The organism is Brevibacillus fortis, from assembly GCF_003013395.1.
GTDB lineage: Bacteria > Bacillota > Bacilli > Brevibacillales > Brevibacillaceae > Brevibacillus > Brevibacillus fortis.
The window spans coordinates 24099-41195 of sequence record NZ_PXZM01000033.1 but is presented as its reverse complement, the minus strand read 5'-3'; the positions used below and the strand labels follow the sequence as shown (position 1 = coordinate 41195).

Here is a 17097-nt window from a genome sequence, read left to right as displayed (position 1 = left end):
CCTTTTTTGCATTGTAGCACGATTGGTCCGCCATTACTATTAACCTAAGACGGCCGTCTGTAAAAAGTCCCCAGTAGGAGAGATACATACGATGACAGACCAACAAAAAGCAATTCTCGCGGCATTACTGAATGCAGGGATTACTGGCTTGTCGTTTTTGTTTCTGAAAATGGCACTCGCTGTAACCAATCCGGTCGATACGTTGGCACACCGTTTCACCGTAGCATTTATCGCTGCATCCATCCCGATCGTGTTTGGGTGGATCAAGCTGTCCATCAAACCAAAAGACATGCTCACGATTATACCGCTCGCCATGCTGTATCCCATTCTGTTCTTTACCCTTCAGGCGTTTGGACTGGTGTATACCACTTCATCTGAAGCGGGGATTATTCAAGCAACCGTACCGATTTTTACCATGATCATGGCGGCATTCTTTTTGGGAGAGTCTTCTACGTGGCTGCAAAAGCTGTCCACGCTTTTATCCGTAGGAGGAGTCGTGTACATTTTTGTAATGAAGGGGCTGGGTGTAAGCTCAGGCTCAGGGAGCAGTATCGGGACTATTCTCATCCTGTTATCTGCGTTTTCTTTGGCGGGGTATAGTGTTCTAGCGAGGAAAATGACAAAGTCCTTTCATTATATAGACATGACATATATGGTGGCGTTACTCGGATTTTTGTTTTTTAACGGTTGGTCAGTCATTCGCCATAGTACGGAGGGGACCCTATCAAAATATTTTACCCCTTTTGCCAGCTCGACGTTTATCATCTCGATTGTATTTTTGGGGATATTGTCCTCGCTCATGACGTCTTTTATGACCAACTTTGCCTTGTCCAAGATGGAAGCATCCAAAATCAGTGTGTTTAACAATTTGTCTACACTGGTTACCATCGTGGCAGGCGTCCTCTTTTTGCAGGAACAACTGGCATACTACCATCTTATTGGCGCAGTGATGATTATTATCGGGGTGATTGGGACGAATTTCCTAGGGGCAAAAGCGAAGAGCCAGAATCGCACTCCCCAACCGAAATCCACGTCTGTGTGAGAAAATAAAGAGGATACGCAACAAAGCGAATGTTTATTCATTCGCTTTGTTTGTTTTTGTGGAGGAATCGCTCTTCCTTGCTGGTCGCAAAAAAATCTGTCCAGACTTGGTGAAACTGTTTACAAATCGTATCATACACGATATAGTTACCTAGATTGTATGAGTATAATGACATATGGTGAGATGACGGAATGAAAAAAATTATACATCTGGATTCGATTGAAAAGAGATTTGCAGATACTGTCGTCGTCCCCTCTTTTTCTCTCTCCATTGAAGAAGGGGAGTTTTTGACGTTACTTGGCCCCAGTGGCTGTGGGAAAACGACACTGCTACGAATGATTGCTGGCTTTGAGCAGCCAACGACCGGGGAAATTTTCCTGGACGAAAAGCCACTCAGCCATGTGCCGCCTTATCAGCGCGATATGAACATGGTGTTCCAGCAATATGCTTTGTTTCCACATATGACCGTGGAGCAAAACATCCTGTTTGGTTTGAAAATGAAAAAAGTGAACGCAGCTGAACAACAAAAACGTTTGGAGGAAGTACTTCAGTACGTCCAACTGACAGAACTGCGGAAGCGCACGCCAAAGCAACTGTCTGGTGGACAACAGCAACGTGTAGCAATCGCACGGGCGATTATTAACAACCCACGCGTTCTGCTTCTGGATGAGCCTCTAGGTGCTTTGGACTATCAATTGCGAAAAAGCTTGCAGCTCGAACTGAAAAACTTGCAGAAAAACTTAGGAATCACGTTCATTTACGTTACCCATGATCAGGAAGAAGCGATGGCGATGTCTGATCGAATCGCTGTCATGAACAAGGGACGCATTGAACAAATTGCTTCTCCAGCAGAGATTTACAACTCCCCGCAAACCTTGTTTGTGGCTACCTTTATTGGGGAAAACAACATTTTCCAGGAAAACGGAACGAATGCAGCGGTACGTCCGGAAAAGATCAAGTTGTACCCGGTTGATTCCGACAAGGACAAGCATAAGAAGCTGGGCACCATTGCTGACGCGGTGTTCCTCGGCAATTTGCGCAAGGTATTTATCCGCCTCGAGGGGCAGGATATGACCGTAATGGCACACCAGTACGCAGGTGACGGTCTGGACTGGCAGGTGGGAGATCAAGTGGCCATTGGCTGGGCACAGACGGACGAGGTGATTCTTCCTTGTTAAACAAGAAGCCGGTTAAACTGCTCGCGCTTCCCGCCCTTTTGTGGATGGGTGCGCTTTTCGTCCTGCCTATGCTTATGATTGCCATTTTGTCTTTCCTCAAAAGAGGCACGTACGGGCAAGTTGTCTATGAGTTTACACTGAACAATTACATCCGTATTTTCGATCCGCTCTATGGCCAAATTTTTTGGGACACGCTGGTCGTAGCTGTTTTAACTACCTTATTTTCGATCTTGTGTGGCTATCCGTTAGCGTATTACATTTCACGACTGGAAAAATCGTCTCAGCAAATATGGCTTTTGCTCGTGATGATTCCGTTTTGGATCAACTTTTTGGTCCGTTCTTATGCGTGGGTAATCATCCTGCGTTCGCAAGGCGTGATCAATACGTTCCTGCAATCGCTGGGGATTATTTCGGAACCGCTACCGCTTCTGTACAATTCGGGTTCTGTACTGCTCGGGATGGTGTACACACTCATGCCTTTCATGGTGTTGCCGATTTATGTATCACTAGAGCAGATGGACCGCCGCAAGCTGGAAGCAGCGTACGATCTAGGCGCAACGCCTTGGAAAGCTTTTTGGCACGTGACTCTGCCGATGACCAAGACTGGTGTCGTCACCGGGTCGATCCTCGTGTTTGTTTCTTCCATCGGGATGTTTGTCGTTCCGGATGTCATGGGAGGAGCGAAATCGGCTTTGATCGGAAACGTCATTCAAAATCAATTTTTGTCTGCGCGTGACTGGCCGTTCGGTTCTGCCTTGTCGATCGTGCTGATGCTACTGTCCATGCTGTTGATTCTTCTTTATTTCCGCGCTACCAAAGCGAGTGAGACAAAGGAGGGATCAGCATGAAAACATTACGTGGAAACGCACTATCTGGATACTCGTGGCTGATGCTGGTCTTTTTGTATCTGCCAATCTTGATCCTTGTCCTTTATTCGTTCAATGATTCACGGATCAACGCTACGTGGACTGGCTTTACGTGGAAGTGGTACGTTTCTTTGTTTGAAAACAGGCAGGTCATGCAAGCGCTGATGAACAGCCTCACGATTGGCGTTATCAGCAGTGTTATTGCAACGGTTTTGGGGACGGCTGCTGCACTGGCGGTCAAGCACTATTCCCTGCGTTGGAGCAACATCTTCAACGGGCTGATGTACTTGCCGATCGTCATTCCTGAGATCATGATGGGACTGGCAATGCTCGTCTTGTTCAGTCAGATGCAAATGGAGCTTGGAAAAGTGACCCTGATCCTGGCGCACGTTACGTTTAGCATGCCATTTGTGATGGTCATCATCTCTGGCCGTTTGGCTGATATGGGCAAAGATTTGGAAGAAGCGTCTCAAGACTTGGGAGCAACTCCATGGGAGACATTGCGCTATGTGACGCTGCCTCTGATCATGCCAGGGATTATCGCAGGCTTCCTGATGGCGTTTACCCTGTCGCTGGACGATTTCATTATTTCGTTCTTCGTGGCTGGTCCGAATTCGACCACATTGCCGCTCTACATTTATGGCTTGGTGAAACGAGGCGTCTCGCCGGAAGTGAATGCACTCTCGACACTTCTGATCGTGAGTACGGTGCTGTTGGTTGTGGTGGCAGAGATTTTCCGCCGCAAAGACTCGAAAAATAATCAATCCATCTTATAGTTACATCATGGTGTTTTCATAAAAGCAATCCCATAACTGATTTGGAGGTTGAGAGGAAAAAATGAAACGTTTCAAGTCCTTGATGATCGGCGCTTTGACCGCTGTACTCGCGGTGACCGCTGTAGGCTGCTCATCGTCTTCTGAGCAAGAGCAACAAGTATTAAACATTTATAGCTGGGCAGACAACTTCGACCAAGATGTCATCAAAGATTTTGAGCAAAAGTTCAACGTCAAGGTCAACTATGATGTATACGGCAGCAACGAAGAAATGCTGGCGAAAATTCAAGCGGGTGCATCCGGCTACGACCTGATTCAACCTTCCGACTACATGGTAGGCACCATGATTCAACTGGGCCTCCTGGAAGAGCTGAACAAAGCCAACATCCCGAACATGGGCAATATCGTGTCTACGTTCAAGACACCTCCTTTTGACAAAGAAAACAAGTATTCACTCGTATATACATGGGGAATTACCGGGATCGCTTACAACAAGAAATATGTAAAAGAAACCCCGACAAGCTGGAACGATCTGTGGAATGAAGCTTACAAGGGCCGTGTCATCATGCTAAACGACCCGCGTGAGGTTATGGGAATGGCACTGATCAAGAATGGCTTCTCCAACAGCACGACCAAAACAGAGGAATTGGAAAAATCCTTTGCTGATTTGAAAAAGGTAGTGCCTAACGTTGTTGCCTTTGATACAGACAACATCAAGCAAAAGATGATTGCTGAGGAAGCATGGATTGGAACGGTTTGGTCCGGTGACGCCGCTTTCATTCACGCTCAAAATCCAGATGTGGAGTACGTCATTCCGAAAGAGGGCGCAACGATCTGGGCAGACACAATGGCAATTCCAAAAGGCGCTAAGAACAAGGAAATGGCAGAGAAATTCATCAACTACTTGATGGACCCTGAGGTCAGTGTGAAAAACTACGAGTCCATTGGCTACAGCAACCCGAACGAGAAAGCATACCCACTGCACAGTGAAGAATACCGTTCCAACAAAATGGTCTTCCTGGATACAGCAGACATTGCCCGTGCTGAGTGGCTGGTTGATGTAGGAGAAACCTTGCAGCAATACGATCGCTACTGGACTGAGATGAAGAGCGGCAGATAATTAATAGTTGTTTACGAACCGAGATGGAGTACTTCCGTCTCGGTTTTTTTGTTTTCAATGTGCCTGAGAGCTTACTCTTCGGCTTAAAAGGGGAATAGAGCAAGCGATTTGGAAAAATAATAAGGGGACACCATATATTGGGGTAAACATCAAATGACAACCAACATGATTTCTGAATCCATTAGCGAGACACGAGAAAGATTAAAGGATCACATGCGAAATCCGCGATTAGTGTTTCGCAACCTTTCTTGTGGAACCAATAGCTTGTTGTTAGCCTACCTGCCCTATCTAGTTGATACGGTAATTCTCCAGCAGGTGTTGCTTCCCTATTTCGAAAGGTTACCTGAGGAAAAGGTCGTTCCTGATACGATTTTGGGGAATGTTCCTGTTGCTCACGTCACCCAAACCATGGATTACAGACAAGTCAGCGATTATCTCGTGAGGGGATGGATTTACCTTCAAATAGAAGGAACGGCGTGTGGGATTCTTCTCTACGTAGCAAGAATACCGAGTCGTTCTTTGGGAGAGGCTCAGGTCGAAACCCAGATTTTCGGTCCCCAGGTTTCTTTTACGGAAGCCTTGGAAACCAACTTAGGGATTCTACAGGGATATCTGTCGACTGATTTGCTTACCAACGTATCCATTACGATTGGGAAACGCAGCATGACGAATGTGGAAGTATGTTTCATGGAGGAACTGGCTGCTCCAGAAAATGTTCAAACCGTCATTCAGCGTATAAGCGATCTAGATATTGACGGCGTGATTGACAGCGGAAAACTGGTTCAATTAATTGATGACAATACGTTCTCTATTTTTCCGCAGTTAATCCTAACAGAACGACCTGATCATGTAAGTGAAGCCCTGTTGGAAGGAAAGGTTGTTGTGTTTGTGGAGGGGAGCCCGTTTGCTATCGTCGGTCCCAGTTCCTTCGTTGACTTTTTCAAGTCGAATGAAGATCTCTATGTTCGGTGGCAAATGGCTTCGTTCATTCGATTGTTACGTTTTTCGGCTCTTTTTGTCTCCTTGTTTTTTACAGCTACTTATGTGGCTGCCCTTACGTTCCACTATGAAATGATTCCATCTGCTCTCCTTGTATCGCTAGTCAAGTCGCGTTCCAAGGTGCCTTTTCCTCCATTGTTTGAGGCTTTGCTGCTTGAGATGATTATTGAATTCTTGCGGGAGGCCGGAGCAAGGCTTCCTTTCAAAGTGGGGCAAACGATCGGTATCGTTGGTGGTATCGTAATTGGACAGGCCGCAGTTGCAGCGGGTTTTACCAGTAACATATTGATCATGATTGTGGCACTGAGTGCACTAGCTTCGTTTACTTTTCCTTCCTACATGATGAGTACGGCAGTACGCATCCTCCGCTTTCCGATTATCCTGTTAGCTGGAATTTGGGGAGGCTTTGGTATTATGCTTGGCGCGTCTTTTTTATTGATACACATCCTGCGTCAATCCAGTCTGGGACGTCCGTTTTTTCTACCCTTCTTTCCTTTTCGCTTGCACGATTTTAAAAACAGTCTGATCCGGTTTCCTTTTTACTCTCTTGGCAAGCGTCCGGTTATGACACGTTCTCCTGACGATACCCGTGCGCCTGATGAAGTAGAGAAAAAAAGACCAGGTCAGTAGTTAGGTGTTGAATGTGAATGTCATTGTCCACTTTTCGTCGGAATAGCCATATGGCTATCAGCGTGTCGCTTGCGCTATTCATGGTTCATGGCAATCAGGTTGGAATCGGCATAGCGGGCGTACAACGCTTTATTTATGATAGGGTGCAACAAGACGCTTGGATTGCGGTCATAATAGCAGGCATTATGACCCATATAGCAGCGTGGTTCATGCTAAAAATCTTAGCGAATTACAAAGACATGGATTTGTATGACATTCATCAAATGGTGTTTGGAAAATGGCCAGCTCGTGTTCTTAATTTCATCTTTATCGTATATATCATGGGCTCTGCCTTAACGATCTTGAGAGGGTACATCGAGATCATTCAGTCATGGATGTTTCCAGAAGTGCCTTCCTGGATATTGAATGCCTCCTTGCTTTGTTTGTCCATATATGGAGTGACGGGTGGCATTCGGGTGTTGGCTGGAATTAGCTTTTTTTCTGTCGGGTTGACGATTTTGCAGCTACTGCTATTGGTTTATCCCATGCAATACGCCGATTTTCATCTGTTGCAGCCAGTATTTCATCATGACCTTGGACAGCTAATGGACGCTGCGAAGAAGATGTCTTTTTCCACCATCGGATTTGAGGTTATTTTGTTCATCTATCCTTTTGTTAAGGAAAAGGAAATACTACCGCGGTATGTACATGGTGGGTTGTTCATGACTACCTGCTTGTATGTTGTCGTCATGTTGGTTACACTCTTGTACTTTCAAGGGGAACAGCTGAAGCAACTTATCTGGGCAACGTTTATGATGATGAAAATTGTGGAGTTTCCGTTTTTGGAGCGTTTTGAGTTTGTGTCCATCTCACTGTGGATGCTCATCCTACTGGATAATTTGCTGACGAACTTGTGGGTAGCCATGCGGGGGGTTCACCATATTAGTGGGGTCAAGGAAAGAATGGCACTGATCGGGATTGTTGGTGTCATGTTTTTTGCTAGCAATTTTTTGGAAACACGCCAGTCGATTAATCTCATCACGGATGTTTTCGGAGGAGTAGGTTTCTATATCATTTTTGTTTATCCCATCGTGCTTTATGTAGTGATTCGGCTGTTTCGGAAAGGAGCGGTCCGGACATGAAAAGGTTACGGTTGCTTGTTCACTATTTATTAATGGTCGCGTTATTGAATGGCTGTGGGGAGCAACAGGTATTAGAAAAATTGGGACTGGCGGTTGCAGTAGGGTACGATCTTAGTAAAGACGGACAGCTGTTAGGTACCACGGTATTTTATCAAATTGACCCGGAGGCACGTGAGTTGGTCACTGTGATTTCGGGCACAGCGCATACAAGCAAAGGGCTCACCCTTTCACAGAACAGGGAGTCTTCCAAAAAAATTGTAGGCGGTCAAATTCGCGTCGTGGTCTATCACGATGAGTTAGCGCGCAAAGGGATCCTTGCTCTTGTGGAAAACTTAACGCGAGATGCTTCCATTGGAAGCAATGTCTATCTAACAGTAGCCAAAGGACGAGCTTATGATATTTTGACACATCGCTATCCCGAAAATAGCAACATTGGAATATATCTCTATCAAGCCATACGACAGAACATCGACGGAGAGAATATGATCTCCTCGAAACTTCATGAGTTTATGAAAGATTATTATGCAATCGGGAAAGATCCCGTGATGCCTTATATCGAAAGAGTAAAGAATGAATTACATATTAATCAAATTGCTCTGTTTCGAGATCAACGACTGGTGGCAGAGATTACAACAAGGGAGGGATTTTTCCTCAAGGTATTACGTGAGCGTTACAATAAGGGAGAATTGGAAATAAACATTGCCCTTGATAAAAAGCGGCTTTTTACTGTAATTGAACATATCTCAAGCAAAAAGCAAATGAAAGTTCTGGATTTGGAGAAACCAAGATTTTCTGTGAAAGTCAAGATGACAGCGCAGATTCAGGAAATGGCTGAAAAAATCGATTTATCAAAGCCTGAGCAGTTGAATAAGGTACAAAAAGCAATCGAACTGGCGGTTAAAAAAGAGACGGAACAATTACTGGAAAAGTTAAGAAAACACGATGTAGACCCGGTAGGATTTGGGGAAATCTACAATATAGCCAGTCAGAAGAGCGGGAAAAAGAAATTGAGTAAAGATGAATGTCGGGAAATCATGAAAAGGGCGAAATATGATGTGGATGTCGAGATCAAGATTTTACGTACAGGCGTCATTGGGTAAATGGAACAAAAATAAATAGACAAGCAACAACCGGGGGTGAGATAGTGAGTGTGAGGTGAGAAAAAATGGAAAATAGCCAAGCTGTACAAACAGGCTTTCTCGAAGCAAATGGCGCCCGCTTTTACTATGAGGTAGCAGGGGAAGGCGAGCCGCTCCTATTGATCCACGGTTTCAATCTGGATACAAGATTATGGAATGCACAGATGCAAGAATTTGCGAAATCGTATAAGGTCGTTCGTTTTGACATCCGCGGGTTTGGTAAAACGCTTGCGACTGAGACTCCTTTTACTGTGTATGACGATGTGAAAGCAGTACTGCAAGGGATTGGTATCGATAAAGCGCATGTGGTAGGACTTTCGTTTGGGGGAATGGTCGCGCAGGAGTTCGCCCTTGCTTATCCGCAAATGGTGAGCAGCTTGATTCTGGTCTCAGCCGGTTTGTTTGATCATCCAAGAAGTGAACAGAGGCTGCACGATGTGGAGCGATTCAATCAGGTGTGTCAAACCGGGACGACTGCGGAAGCTTTGGAGATGACGGGGCAGATGTGGTTCGACGGTCCTGAACAACCGGTAAACGAGCAAGCAGCCAAAGCGCGTGAACTGTTCTTGCAAATGACCGAGCACGCCTTTTCCTTACCGGAGTTTGGTGCTGGATTTACGGCACTGTCCCCCTCTCCTCGGGAGCGATTGGAGGAAATAAAAGCACCTACACTCGTCATAGCGGGAGAGCGGGATTACATCGAATTTTTGCAAATCGCCGACGAATTGGCTGGACGCATTGCGGGCGCACAAAAGGTCATCCTGCCTGACTCCGCCCATATTCCACCGATGGATCAACCTGAGGTATTCAACAAACTCGTTCTGGAATTCCTCGCACAAAGCACTGTAAGAACATCCTAATACAGTTTGAAGTGGCATGGAATCGGAGAGATTTACCGAACATGCCTTTTTTTGTTTTCAACACTTTGCCACATCAGATAGCCCGATGGAGCCATATAGATTCTCGTACTATTTTGATAGGATTAAGGACGAAATAAGGAAGCAGGTGATAGGGTGACAGACAACATGAGACATTATGCGGTTGCGTTTTTGCTCGCCTTCTTACTTGTACTGACAACGGGTATGACGACTGCTTTCGCCCATGCTGGCTTGATGAGCAGCTCGCCGCAAGATGGTGAGGTACTAAAGGCGAACCCAGGACAAATATCTGCGCGGTTTACCGAAACGTTGGAGCCCGATCTTGTTAACGTGCGCTTATTTGACTGGGATGGCAAGGAAATAAGGATGGAGCGGCCGACATTGCAGCCGGGCGATGCCTCACAAGTGAATGCGAAGCTGCCGAGCGATTTGGCTGAAGGGACATATTCCGTAATCGTGTCGGTAGTCTCCGAGGACGGACATCCGATCGAAGAAATGCTCACGTTTTCCATCGGACAAAAAAGTGCGGTCGTGGTGCCGCCAAGTGAGCAAAAAGCAGACTCAAGCTACTTGATCATGTACCGCTATCTAGCGCAAGGAATTATTCTCGTAGGGGGCGGCTTGTATCTGGTAGCGTGGGCAGCACAGCGTCATGGCTTGCCTTCGCTTGCCCAGCTGATCGGGATTGGCAGGCAAATCGGATGGGGTTTGGCGATTATCGGACTTATCTTTCTGTGGTTCTTGTATGACGAATCGTTAACCGCTGTATCACTTACGCAAGCACTGTGGCAAATGGACGGGAATTTACTCAGTCAGTCTCCGTTTGCGATCATGCTGCTGGTGTCCTTTGCGTTACTGCTATTGGTCGCGATCCCCAATATGGTGTCCGGCTGGTATGTGGGAATCTGGATTATCCTGATCAGCGCGCAAGCTTTTGGCGGTCATGCATGGGGCATTGCTCCTGTCTGGCTGTCCATTGTGCTAAGACTGTTGCATGTTTTGACGGTCGCTGTGTGGATGGGGGCACTTGCCTACTTGCTATTTACAGTCAAAACGGCTGAACGAGGACAGGAGTCGTTCAAGAGATTCTTTTTGCAGACAGTTGCCGTGGCGGCTGTACTTGCCGTCGTGACGGGCGTTGTCATGGTCATCGTACAGACGGATGTCATGAGCATTTTCCAGAGTGCAACGGCATGGAGCTATCTGTTATACGGAAAAATGGTAAGTGTCTGCCTCATGCTTCTTCTAGCCTTTAGGCAAACGAGACGTTGGCGGACGAAAAACTCCTTGCAGGTCTCTTACTTGCGTTGGGAGATTGTATTCGGGATTGTCGCTGTTCTGGCTGGACTTTGGATGAGCCAGATCAACTACCCGACTGCTACGACAAATAATCAGGACGTAATTCAAACAGACTCAAACTAGGGAGGATCTCATACGATGAAAATGACAAAATGGATGAGCAGTGTACTGGTAGCAGGTGCAGTTTTGACGTTGGCGCAAGCAGCACAAGCACATGTGAACGTATATCCGAAAGAGACTACTACAGGCTCCTATGAAAAATACTCTGTGCGTGTCCCAGTAGAAAAAGACGTCAACACGACAAAAGTGAAGCTGGAATTCCCGGCAGGTGTGAAGGTAAATTCCGTTCAACCGATTCCGGGCTGGACCTACGAGTTCGAAAAAGATAAAGATGGTGTGAACACAGCGCTGGTGTGGACAGCAACAGAAGGCGGAATCAAGGCGCATGAGTTCCAAGAGTTCGCGTTTGTTGGGGCAAACCCGAAAGAAGAAGGACAATTGGCTTGGAAGGCTTATCAGACCTATGCAAACGGTGAAGTTGTGGAATGGACAGGAGACAAGGATTCCAAAACGCCAGCGTCTGTCACTACCATTAAGGCTGGTGTAGGCGAAGCAGGACATGAGCATGGACAAGAACAAAAGCCGGCAACTGCTCCTTCTACAGAAACTGCGAGTGCCGGCAGCAACAATACCTTGCCATTGGTACTTTCCGGTTTGGCGTTGCTGATCTCCATCGTTGGCCTGTTTAGAAAAAAAGCGTAAGTGCTTCATAATAAAGCTGTGCAGTGTGTCCAATGCTGCACAGCTTTTTTTCATTGTGTGGAAATTAAAATAATTCTATAATAGCTATAATTACTTTCGGAGGTGTATCTCATGTCAATAACACTATTCAGAGCAAGCAAGTACACAGGAAGGAAAAATATGAACGGCAGAATGACGCGTACGTATTTCGCTAAGTAGAAGACAGTAAAGGAACGATATGTACGTGAAAGCGGAACGCGTCATCTGCCTAAAAAAAGGTGGATACTGCTTCCATGTTCATGAATGCGACAAAAGTATATACGATCAAGAGTTTTTTGACTTCCCTGGCCAATACGACCATGTTCACGACCTATGCGCTTTACTATATCGTGACACTGGGTTTTAACCCGTTTGAGTTGTTATTGATCGGGACTGTATTGGAGTTATCCGTGTTGGTGTTTGAAGGGATAACAGGTGTAGTGGCGGATACGTACAGTCGCCGTCGCTCCGTCATTATCGGGATGTTTTTACTGGGAATTGGATTTGCCATGCAGGGGATCGTTCACGTGCTGGATGTTTGGGTACCCTTGATTTCTGTTTTCGGCTTAGTGCTGTTTTCGCAAGTCATCAGTGGTCTTGGCTATACGTTTATCAGTGGAGCGGATACTGCATGGATTGTGGATGAGGTCGGTGAAGAGAAGATCGGTTCGATTTTCATGAAGGCCAAGCGCTACTCCTTGCTTGGTAATCTGCTCGGGATTGCACTTAGTGTTGCATTGGCAACAATCGCTCCCTATTTGCCTTACCTTATAGGTGGCCTCATGTATCTGGGGCTTGGTGTCTTTCTGATTTTGTTCATGAAGGAGACCGGTTTTATTCGTCGCGAACGCACGGAAGGTGCTTCCCACTTGAAGGAAATGATTCAGACGTGGACTGCGGGTGCCCAAGTGATTCGCAGTCAGCCGATTCTGATGTTAATCTTGTTTGTGACGCTATTTACGGGTGCAGCTTCTGAAGGGTATGACCGTTTGTGGGAAGCGCATTTGATCGCAGAAATTGGCTTTCCAGAGCTCGCTGCTATTTCGATGCCAATGTGGTTCGGAATCATTGCCGCACTCGCAAGCTTACTCGGCCTCATCGTCGTAGGCGTTGTTGAAAAAAGGCTGGATGTGAACAATGAGCGGGTTGTCATTGTGGGCATGTTCACGTTGACGGGGCTCAAAATTGCAGCGATGATTGCTTTTGCCTTGTCCCCTAACTTTAGCTGGGCGTTAGTTGCATTGCTGTTGATCGGTGTGATCCAGTCATTAAGCAGTCCACTGTATGATACGTGGCTGAATCTGAACATTGAGAGCAGTGTGCGAGCGACGGTTTTGTCGATGATGGGCCAGTCCAATGCCTTGGGACAAACTGCAGGTGGTCCGGCTGTTGGATGGATTGGGACCCGTTTTTCGATTCGCGCTTCTTTGGTTGCGGCGGCCGTCTTGTTGGCACCGATTCTGATTGTGTTTGGACGTGCGCTGAGAAGGCGCTGAGTTGTAACAAGTATAAGGCATGTGTCCATTTTAGGGCGCATGTCTTTTTTGTTGAAACTGATATGGTAAAATAAAGAAACAAATGGTAGTAGGAGACGTGACGGGGTGTGGAGCATCGTATGGACGATAAATTAACATTGATTAAGGTTTTTGCTGGCACAAGTTCACAGGGAACAGTTTTAGAAGAGCTTCCTGCAGAATACCTAAGCGATCAAAAATTCAAATTATGTGCATCTCCAGGGCTAGCTCTAGGCCTTGCGAAAGAAGATACAATAAAACTCCATCCCAACGGAGATTTTGAATTAATAAAGCATGGTGGAAATTTCTGTATTCAAATTTACAAAGAGCAGCCTATCAAAGAAAAGATAGAAGCAGTTGAATCTATAGTCAAAAAAGAACTTTCAGGCTCTCTAGATGGATTTCATAATGGTTCACTCGCGTTTACTGCTCCAATTAGTAATGGATTTGATGCAACGAATCATACGTTCAATAAAATTAGAGACATACTAGAAGCAGAGTACTATTACTCTAATATTTACAAGGATCCATATAATTTTGAAGATGAAGAGCTAGTTAGTTGGGCTAGAGATCTGGATTAATTGTTTGAAAACGTCAGTTCTTCGGCACTACGCACTATCTCAGGGATGGCGACCACCATGTGCTGTTCATCTACACGAGCGTGTGCGAGCTTCTATTTCCAACAGTTTTGATGAGAAGACTTGCGAACAAACGTTCTCTTTTGGTATGATGATGTCAACAACAAGAAGACACATTTTGCGGTGGTGACAGCCTAATGATTCAGGAGCTGAGAAGGTACGCGGCTAGGCAGCAAGCAGTGGAGATCATCTATCTGAAGAAGGATGGAGAGGCTAGCAGGCGTACGATCCGTGTAGTGCATATCGATGAAACCAAAGGGAGCTTGAAAGCATACTGTTATATGAGGAAGGCGTATCGTGTGTTCGTGTTGGAAAACATTTTGGCAATCGCACCTATGTCAGGGCATTTTGCCGGATGAACAGGGCTCATTCACCATCCCCCAGCCTATCCCAGCTCCACTATGTTATACTAAATAGGTAAACAACTTCAAAAAGAGGAAGGGCGGGGACAACAATGGAGTTCTTCATTGTCATCGTCATCATGTTTTTGATCGTAGTATTTGTCTTGGCGTCCAAAGCCACTAAAGGCGGAAGCGGACGCTCCCATTCCTCTTCAGACGGCGGGGGCGGAGCCTTCTATGTAGACAGCAATCACAATCATCGAAATCACGACTCGAGTGATCGTTGGGATAGCTATGACAGCGATAGCGGTAGTGGTGGAGACAGTGGTGGTGGCGGAGATAGCGGAGGCGGCGGTGGGGGAGATTAACGCTGTTGCATTTTGTTTCATTATGGTACAATAATTGGGAAATATGATACCAAACCTGAATGGTAGGTTTGCTAAAGGAGAGATGTTTTATGGTAGCCATCAAATTTGTTCAGAGTGTCGTAGTCGGGGTCACAGGAATCCTCCTTTCAAGCGAACAGTAAAACCGTTCACCAAATGAGGATTCGACTGTGACTGGTTTTGGCGATAAAGCCATCTTACTTAACCAATTGCAGGGGGAATCCGCAGTGAATCAAATAACCAATCAACAAGTATTGCAATCTATGGGCTGGAATGAGTATTTTGCTAATCATTTTGCCCCTTATGCAGAGCAAGGGTACAGTGTGGGACGTATCACACTCGAACATAAACGTATTTATCGTCTGTGGAGTGAGCATGGCGAGCTCTTGGGCGAAGTAACTGGAAAGCTTCGTTATGAAGCAACTGGTCGAGAAGATTTTCCGGCTGTCGGGGACTGGGTAGTTATCAGTGCCCGCCCAGAGGAAAAGAAAGCCTCAATCCATGGACTTCTTCCACGTAAGAGCAAGTTCTCCCGCAAAGTAGCTGGGGATACTGTGGAAGAGCAGATTGTGGCCGCAAACGTCGATACAGTTTTCCTCGTGAATTCTTTAAATAATGATTTGAATCTGCGCAGGATGGAACGCTATCTCATTCTTGCGTGGGAAAGTGGAGCCAATCCGGTGATTGTACTTTCCAAAGCAGATTTGTGTGACGATCTAGATGCATGCATGGCAGAGGTAGAATCAGTCGCGATCGGAGTACCTGTTCACGTAGTCAGTGCTGAGCAGGGAGAAGGACTGGACCAGCTCGAGCCGTATCTGGGCGAGGGTCAGACGATAGCCTTGATGGGTTCATCTGGTGTTGGCAAATCCACGTTGATCAATAAATTGAGCGGAGCGGAGATGCAAAAAGTCAGTGACGTGCGTGAAGGTGATGACCGCGGCCGCCATACGACGACACATCGCGAGCTGTTCCGATTGCCGAGTGGCGCTCTGATGATCGATACACCGGGCATGAGGGAGCTGCAGCTCTGGGAGGCAGATGAAGGCTTCCGCGGTGCCTTTGACGATATCGAGTCCATTGCAGAAACATGCCGTTTCAATGATTGCAAGCATATGCGAGAGCCTGGCTGTGCTGTTCAGGCTGCCATCAGAGATGGATCATTGGAAAAGGCACGCTTTGACAGTTACCTGAAGCTCCAACGCGAATTGGCACATCTTGCACGCAAAGAAGATGCAAGGCTTGCAGCCGCTGAACGGGAAAAATGGAAGAAGATCAACGTTCAAATGAAACAGAAAAAACCGAAGAGATAAGTACGAGAGCCCTTGAGAAATCAGGGCTCTTTCCTTTAAATGGACAAGTAAGCGCTTCCTTTTTCTTTCAAAAATTAACCCTTGCTCACAACAAGGGAGTTATGATAGATTTGGTCAATACTCGTTATTACACATCAATATAAATAGATAGGTAGCTCGTATAATTTTGGGAATAAGGCCCAACCGTTTCTACCAGGTGACCGTAAATCGCCTGACTACGAGTGAAAGTGCGTCTAGGGTTCCGTCTCTTTTTTTTCTATTCCAATAATAGGATGAAAAGAAAGCTGGTCCGAGCGACGCAGGCACGAATGATGTGTCACACCTAAGGGATAAAAGCCCAGAGGGACAGTTTCACTTGGCGTGGGTTTGTTACGTAGCCCGCTTGTGACACTGTCTGCTCTGGGCTTTCTATATTTCAGCAGGCCGCATGTATAAAAGTGGCTGGAACCATATCCGAGGAGGAAGAACTGATGAAAGAATTGCAAGAGCGCATCGTACAGGACGGCAAGGTACTGTCGGCATCCGTTTTGAAGGTGGATGCGTTTTTGAACCACCAGGTAGATCCACAACTGACGATGAAGATCGGACAGCGCTTTGCCGAGCTGTTCGCTGGTGAAAAAATCACAAAAGTGGTGACGATTGAGGCAAGTGGAATCCATTTTGCTATGGCGACTTCCTTTGCATTGGGCGTTCCCTTTATCTACGCGAAAAAGAAAAAAGCTGTCACGTTGACAGAGGAAGTATACTCTGCACCGGTTCATTCCTTTACCCGTCAGGAAACGTATCAAATTAGTGTTTCCCGTCAGTATTTGTCCAAAGAAGATCGCGTACTGATTGTCGATGACTTCCTGGCTACGGGAGCCGCTCTGGTGGGGCTTACGAATATTATCAAAGATGCCGGTGCACATCTCGTCGGGGTTGGCGCTGTCATTGAAAAAAGCTTTCAGGAAGGCCGCGGTCTCTTGGAGCAAGCTGGCGTAAGAATCGAATCATTGGCACGTATTGAATCGATGTCACCAGAAGGCATTCACTTTATTCAAGAAGAGCCTGCACGCGTATAAACCAAAAATAAATAGGAGG

General features: G+C 46.3%; 17 protein-coding genes and 1 riboswitch. All 17 genes read left to right on the top strand.

The window, feature by feature from the left end:
• The first annotated feature begins 91 nt into the window (after positions 1-91).
• Positions 92-1042 carry a DMT family transporter gene (locus C7R93_RS19950; RefSeq protein WP_106840453.1) on the top strand — a complete coding sequence of 317 codons (951 nt, stop codon included), beginning with the start codon at positions 92-94 and terminating at the stop codon, positions 1040-1042.
• A 191-nt stretch (positions 1043-1233) separates the two neighbouring features.
• Entirely contained in the window at positions 1234-2220 is a 987-nt protein-coding gene (locus C7R93_RS19945) for an ABC transporter ATP-binding protein (RefSeq protein WP_106840452.1), read from the top strand.
• A 44-nt stretch (positions 2221-2264) separates the two neighbouring features.
• Positions 2265-3068, top strand: a complete 804-nt coding sequence (locus C7R93_RS19940; RefSeq protein ID WP_208637837.1) for an ABC transporter permease — start codon at positions 2265-2267, stop codon at positions 3066-3068.
• Positions 3065-3862, top strand: a complete 798-nt coding sequence (locus tag C7R93_RS19935; protein ID WP_106840450.1) for an ABC transporter permease — start codon at positions 3065-3067, stop codon at positions 3860-3862. The genes C7R93_RS19940 and C7R93_RS19935 overlap by 4 nt, the downstream gene beginning before the upstream one ends.
• Positions 3863-3923: 61 nt before the next feature.
• The gene (locus C7R93_RS19930) at positions 3924-4979 is read left to right on the top strand and encodes an ABC transporter substrate-binding protein (RefSeq protein ID WP_106840449.1); all 1056 of its coding nucleotides are present in this window, start codon (positions 3924-3926) and stop codon (positions 4977-4979) included.
• A gap of 153 nt (positions 4980-5132) precedes the next feature.
• Positions 5133-6608: a spore germination protein gene (locus C7R93_RS19925; protein ID WP_106840448.1), complete on the top strand. Its 1476-nt coding sequence runs from the start codon at positions 5133-5135 to the stop codon at positions 6606-6608.
• Positions 6609-6625: 17 nt separating this feature from the next.
• Positions 6626-7729, top strand: coding sequence for a GerAB/ArcD/ProY family transporter (locus C7R93_RS19920; protein ID WP_106840447.1), 1104 nt, complete (start codon positions 6626-6628; stop codon positions 7727-7729).
• Entirely contained in the window at positions 7726-8829 is a 1104-nt protein-coding gene (locus C7R93_RS19915) for a Ger(x)C family spore germination protein (protein ID WP_106840446.1), read from the top strand. Before C7R93_RS19920 ends, C7R93_RS19915 begins: the two co-directional genes overlap by 4 nt.
• Positions 8830-8894: 65 nt before the next feature.
• Complete coding sequence (locus tag C7R93_RS19910; RefSeq protein ID WP_106840445.1) at positions 8895-9728, top strand: alpha/beta fold hydrolase; 834 nt, start codon at positions 8895-8897, stop codon at positions 9726-9728.
• A gap of 165 nt (positions 9729-9893) precedes the next feature.
• Complete coding sequence (locus tag C7R93_RS19905) at positions 9894-11168, top strand: copper resistance CopC/CopD family protein (RefSeq protein WP_244191593.1); 1275 nt, start codon at positions 9894-9896, stop codon at positions 11166-11168.
• A 15-nt stretch (positions 11169-11183) separates the two neighbouring features.
• Positions 11184-11807, top strand: a complete 624-nt coding sequence (locus tag C7R93_RS19900; protein WP_106840443.1) for a YcnI family copper-binding membrane protein — start codon at positions 11184-11186, stop codon at positions 11805-11807.
• Between the two features lie 272 nt (positions 11808-12079).
• A complete protein-coding gene (locus tag C7R93_RS19895; RefSeq protein WP_167402484.1) occupies positions 12080-13321 on the top strand; it encodes an MFS transporter in 1242 nt (413 codons plus the stop codon).
• Positions 13322-13428: 107 nt separating this feature from the next.
• Positions 13429-13920 carry a DUF4265 domain-containing protein gene (locus tag C7R93_RS19890; protein WP_244191592.1) on the top strand — a complete coding sequence of 164 codons (492 nt, stop codon included), beginning with the start codon at positions 13429-13431 and terminating at the stop codon, positions 13918-13920.
• 194 nt (positions 13921-14114) lie between these two features.
• Positions 14115-14336 carry a WYL domain-containing protein gene (locus C7R93_RS19885; protein ID WP_106840441.1) on the top strand — a complete coding sequence of 74 codons (222 nt, stop codon included), beginning with the start codon at positions 14115-14117 and terminating at the stop codon, positions 14334-14336.
• Positions 14337-14431: 95 nt separating this feature from the next.
• Complete coding sequence (locus C7R93_RS19880) at positions 14432-14686, top strand: hypothetical protein (RefSeq protein WP_106840440.1); 255 nt, start codon at positions 14432-14434, stop codon at positions 14684-14686.
• 245 nt (positions 14687-14931) lie between these two features.
• Positions 14932-16017 carry a ribosome small subunit-dependent GTPase A gene (gene rsgA / locus C7R93_RS19875; RefSeq protein WP_106840439.1) on the top strand — a complete coding sequence of 362 codons (1086 nt, stop codon included), beginning with the start codon at positions 14932-14934 and terminating at the stop codon, positions 16015-16017.
• 136 nt (positions 16018-16153) lie between these two features.
• Positions 16154-16255, top strand: a riboswitch (purine riboswitch).
• A 232-nt stretch (positions 16256-16487) separates the two neighbouring features.
• Positions 16488-17078, top strand: coding sequence for a xanthine phosphoribosyltransferase (locus tag C7R93_RS19870; RefSeq protein ID WP_106840438.1), 591 nt, complete (start codon positions 16488-16490; stop codon positions 17076-17078).
• Positions 17079-17097 lie beyond the last annotated feature (19 nt).

Bases quoted from the DNA above. Each gene is read 5' to 3' on its own strand.
- C7R93_RS19950 (WP_106840453.1), top strand. From the start codon at position 92: ATGACAGACCAACAAAAAGCAATTCTCGCGGCATTACTGAATGCAGGG.
- C7R93_RS19945 (WP_106840452.1), top strand. From the start codon at position 1,234: ATGAAAAAAATTATACATCTGGATTCGATTGAAAAGAGATTTGCAGAT.
- C7R93_RS19940 (WP_208637837.1), top strand. From the start codon at position 2,265: ATGGGTGCGCTTTTCGTCCTGCCTATGCTTATGATTGCCATTTTGTCT.
- C7R93_RS19935 (WP_106840450.1), top strand. From the start codon at position 3,065: ATGAAAACATTACGTGGAAACGCACTATCTGGATACTCGTGGCTGATG.
- C7R93_RS19930 (WP_106840449.1), top strand. From the start codon at position 3,924: ATGAAACGTTTCAAGTCCTTGATGATCGGCGCTTTGACCGCTGTACTC.
- C7R93_RS19925 (WP_106840448.1), top strand. From the start codon at position 5,133: ATGACAACCAACATGATTTCTGAATCCATTAGCGAGACACGAGAAAGA.
- C7R93_RS19920 (WP_106840447.1), top strand. From the start codon at position 6,626: ATGTCATTGTCCACTTTTCGTCGGAATAGCCATATGGCTATCAGCGTG.
- C7R93_RS19915 (WP_106840446.1), top strand. From the start codon at position 7,726: ATGAAAAGGTTACGGTTGCTTGTTCACTATTTATTAATGGTCGCGTTA.
- C7R93_RS19910 (WP_106840445.1), top strand. From the start codon at position 8,895: ATGGAAAATAGCCAAGCTGTACAAACAGGCTTTCTCGAAGCAAATGGC.
- C7R93_RS19905 (WP_244191593.1), top strand. From the start codon at position 9,894: ATGAGACATTATGCGGTTGCGTTTTTGCTCGCCTTCTTACTTGTACTG.
- C7R93_RS19900 (WP_106840443.1), top strand. From the start codon at position 11,184: ATGAAAATGACAAAATGGATGAGCAGTGTACTGGTAGCAGGTGCAGTT.
- C7R93_RS19895 (WP_167402484.1), top strand. From the start codon at position 12,080: ATGTTCATGAATGCGACAAAAGTATATACGATCAAGAGTTTTTTGACT.
- C7R93_RS19885 (WP_106840441.1), top strand. From the start codon at position 14,115: ATGATTCAGGAGCTGAGAAGGTACGCGGCTAGGCAGCAAGCAGTGGAG.
- C7R93_RS19880 (WP_106840440.1), top strand. From the start codon at position 14,432: ATGGAGTTCTTCATTGTCATCGTCATCATGTTTTTGATCGTAGTATTT.
- C7R93_RS19870 (WP_106840438.1), top strand. From the start codon at position 16,488: ATGAAAGAATTGCAAGAGCGCATCGTACAGGACGGCAAGGTACTGTCG.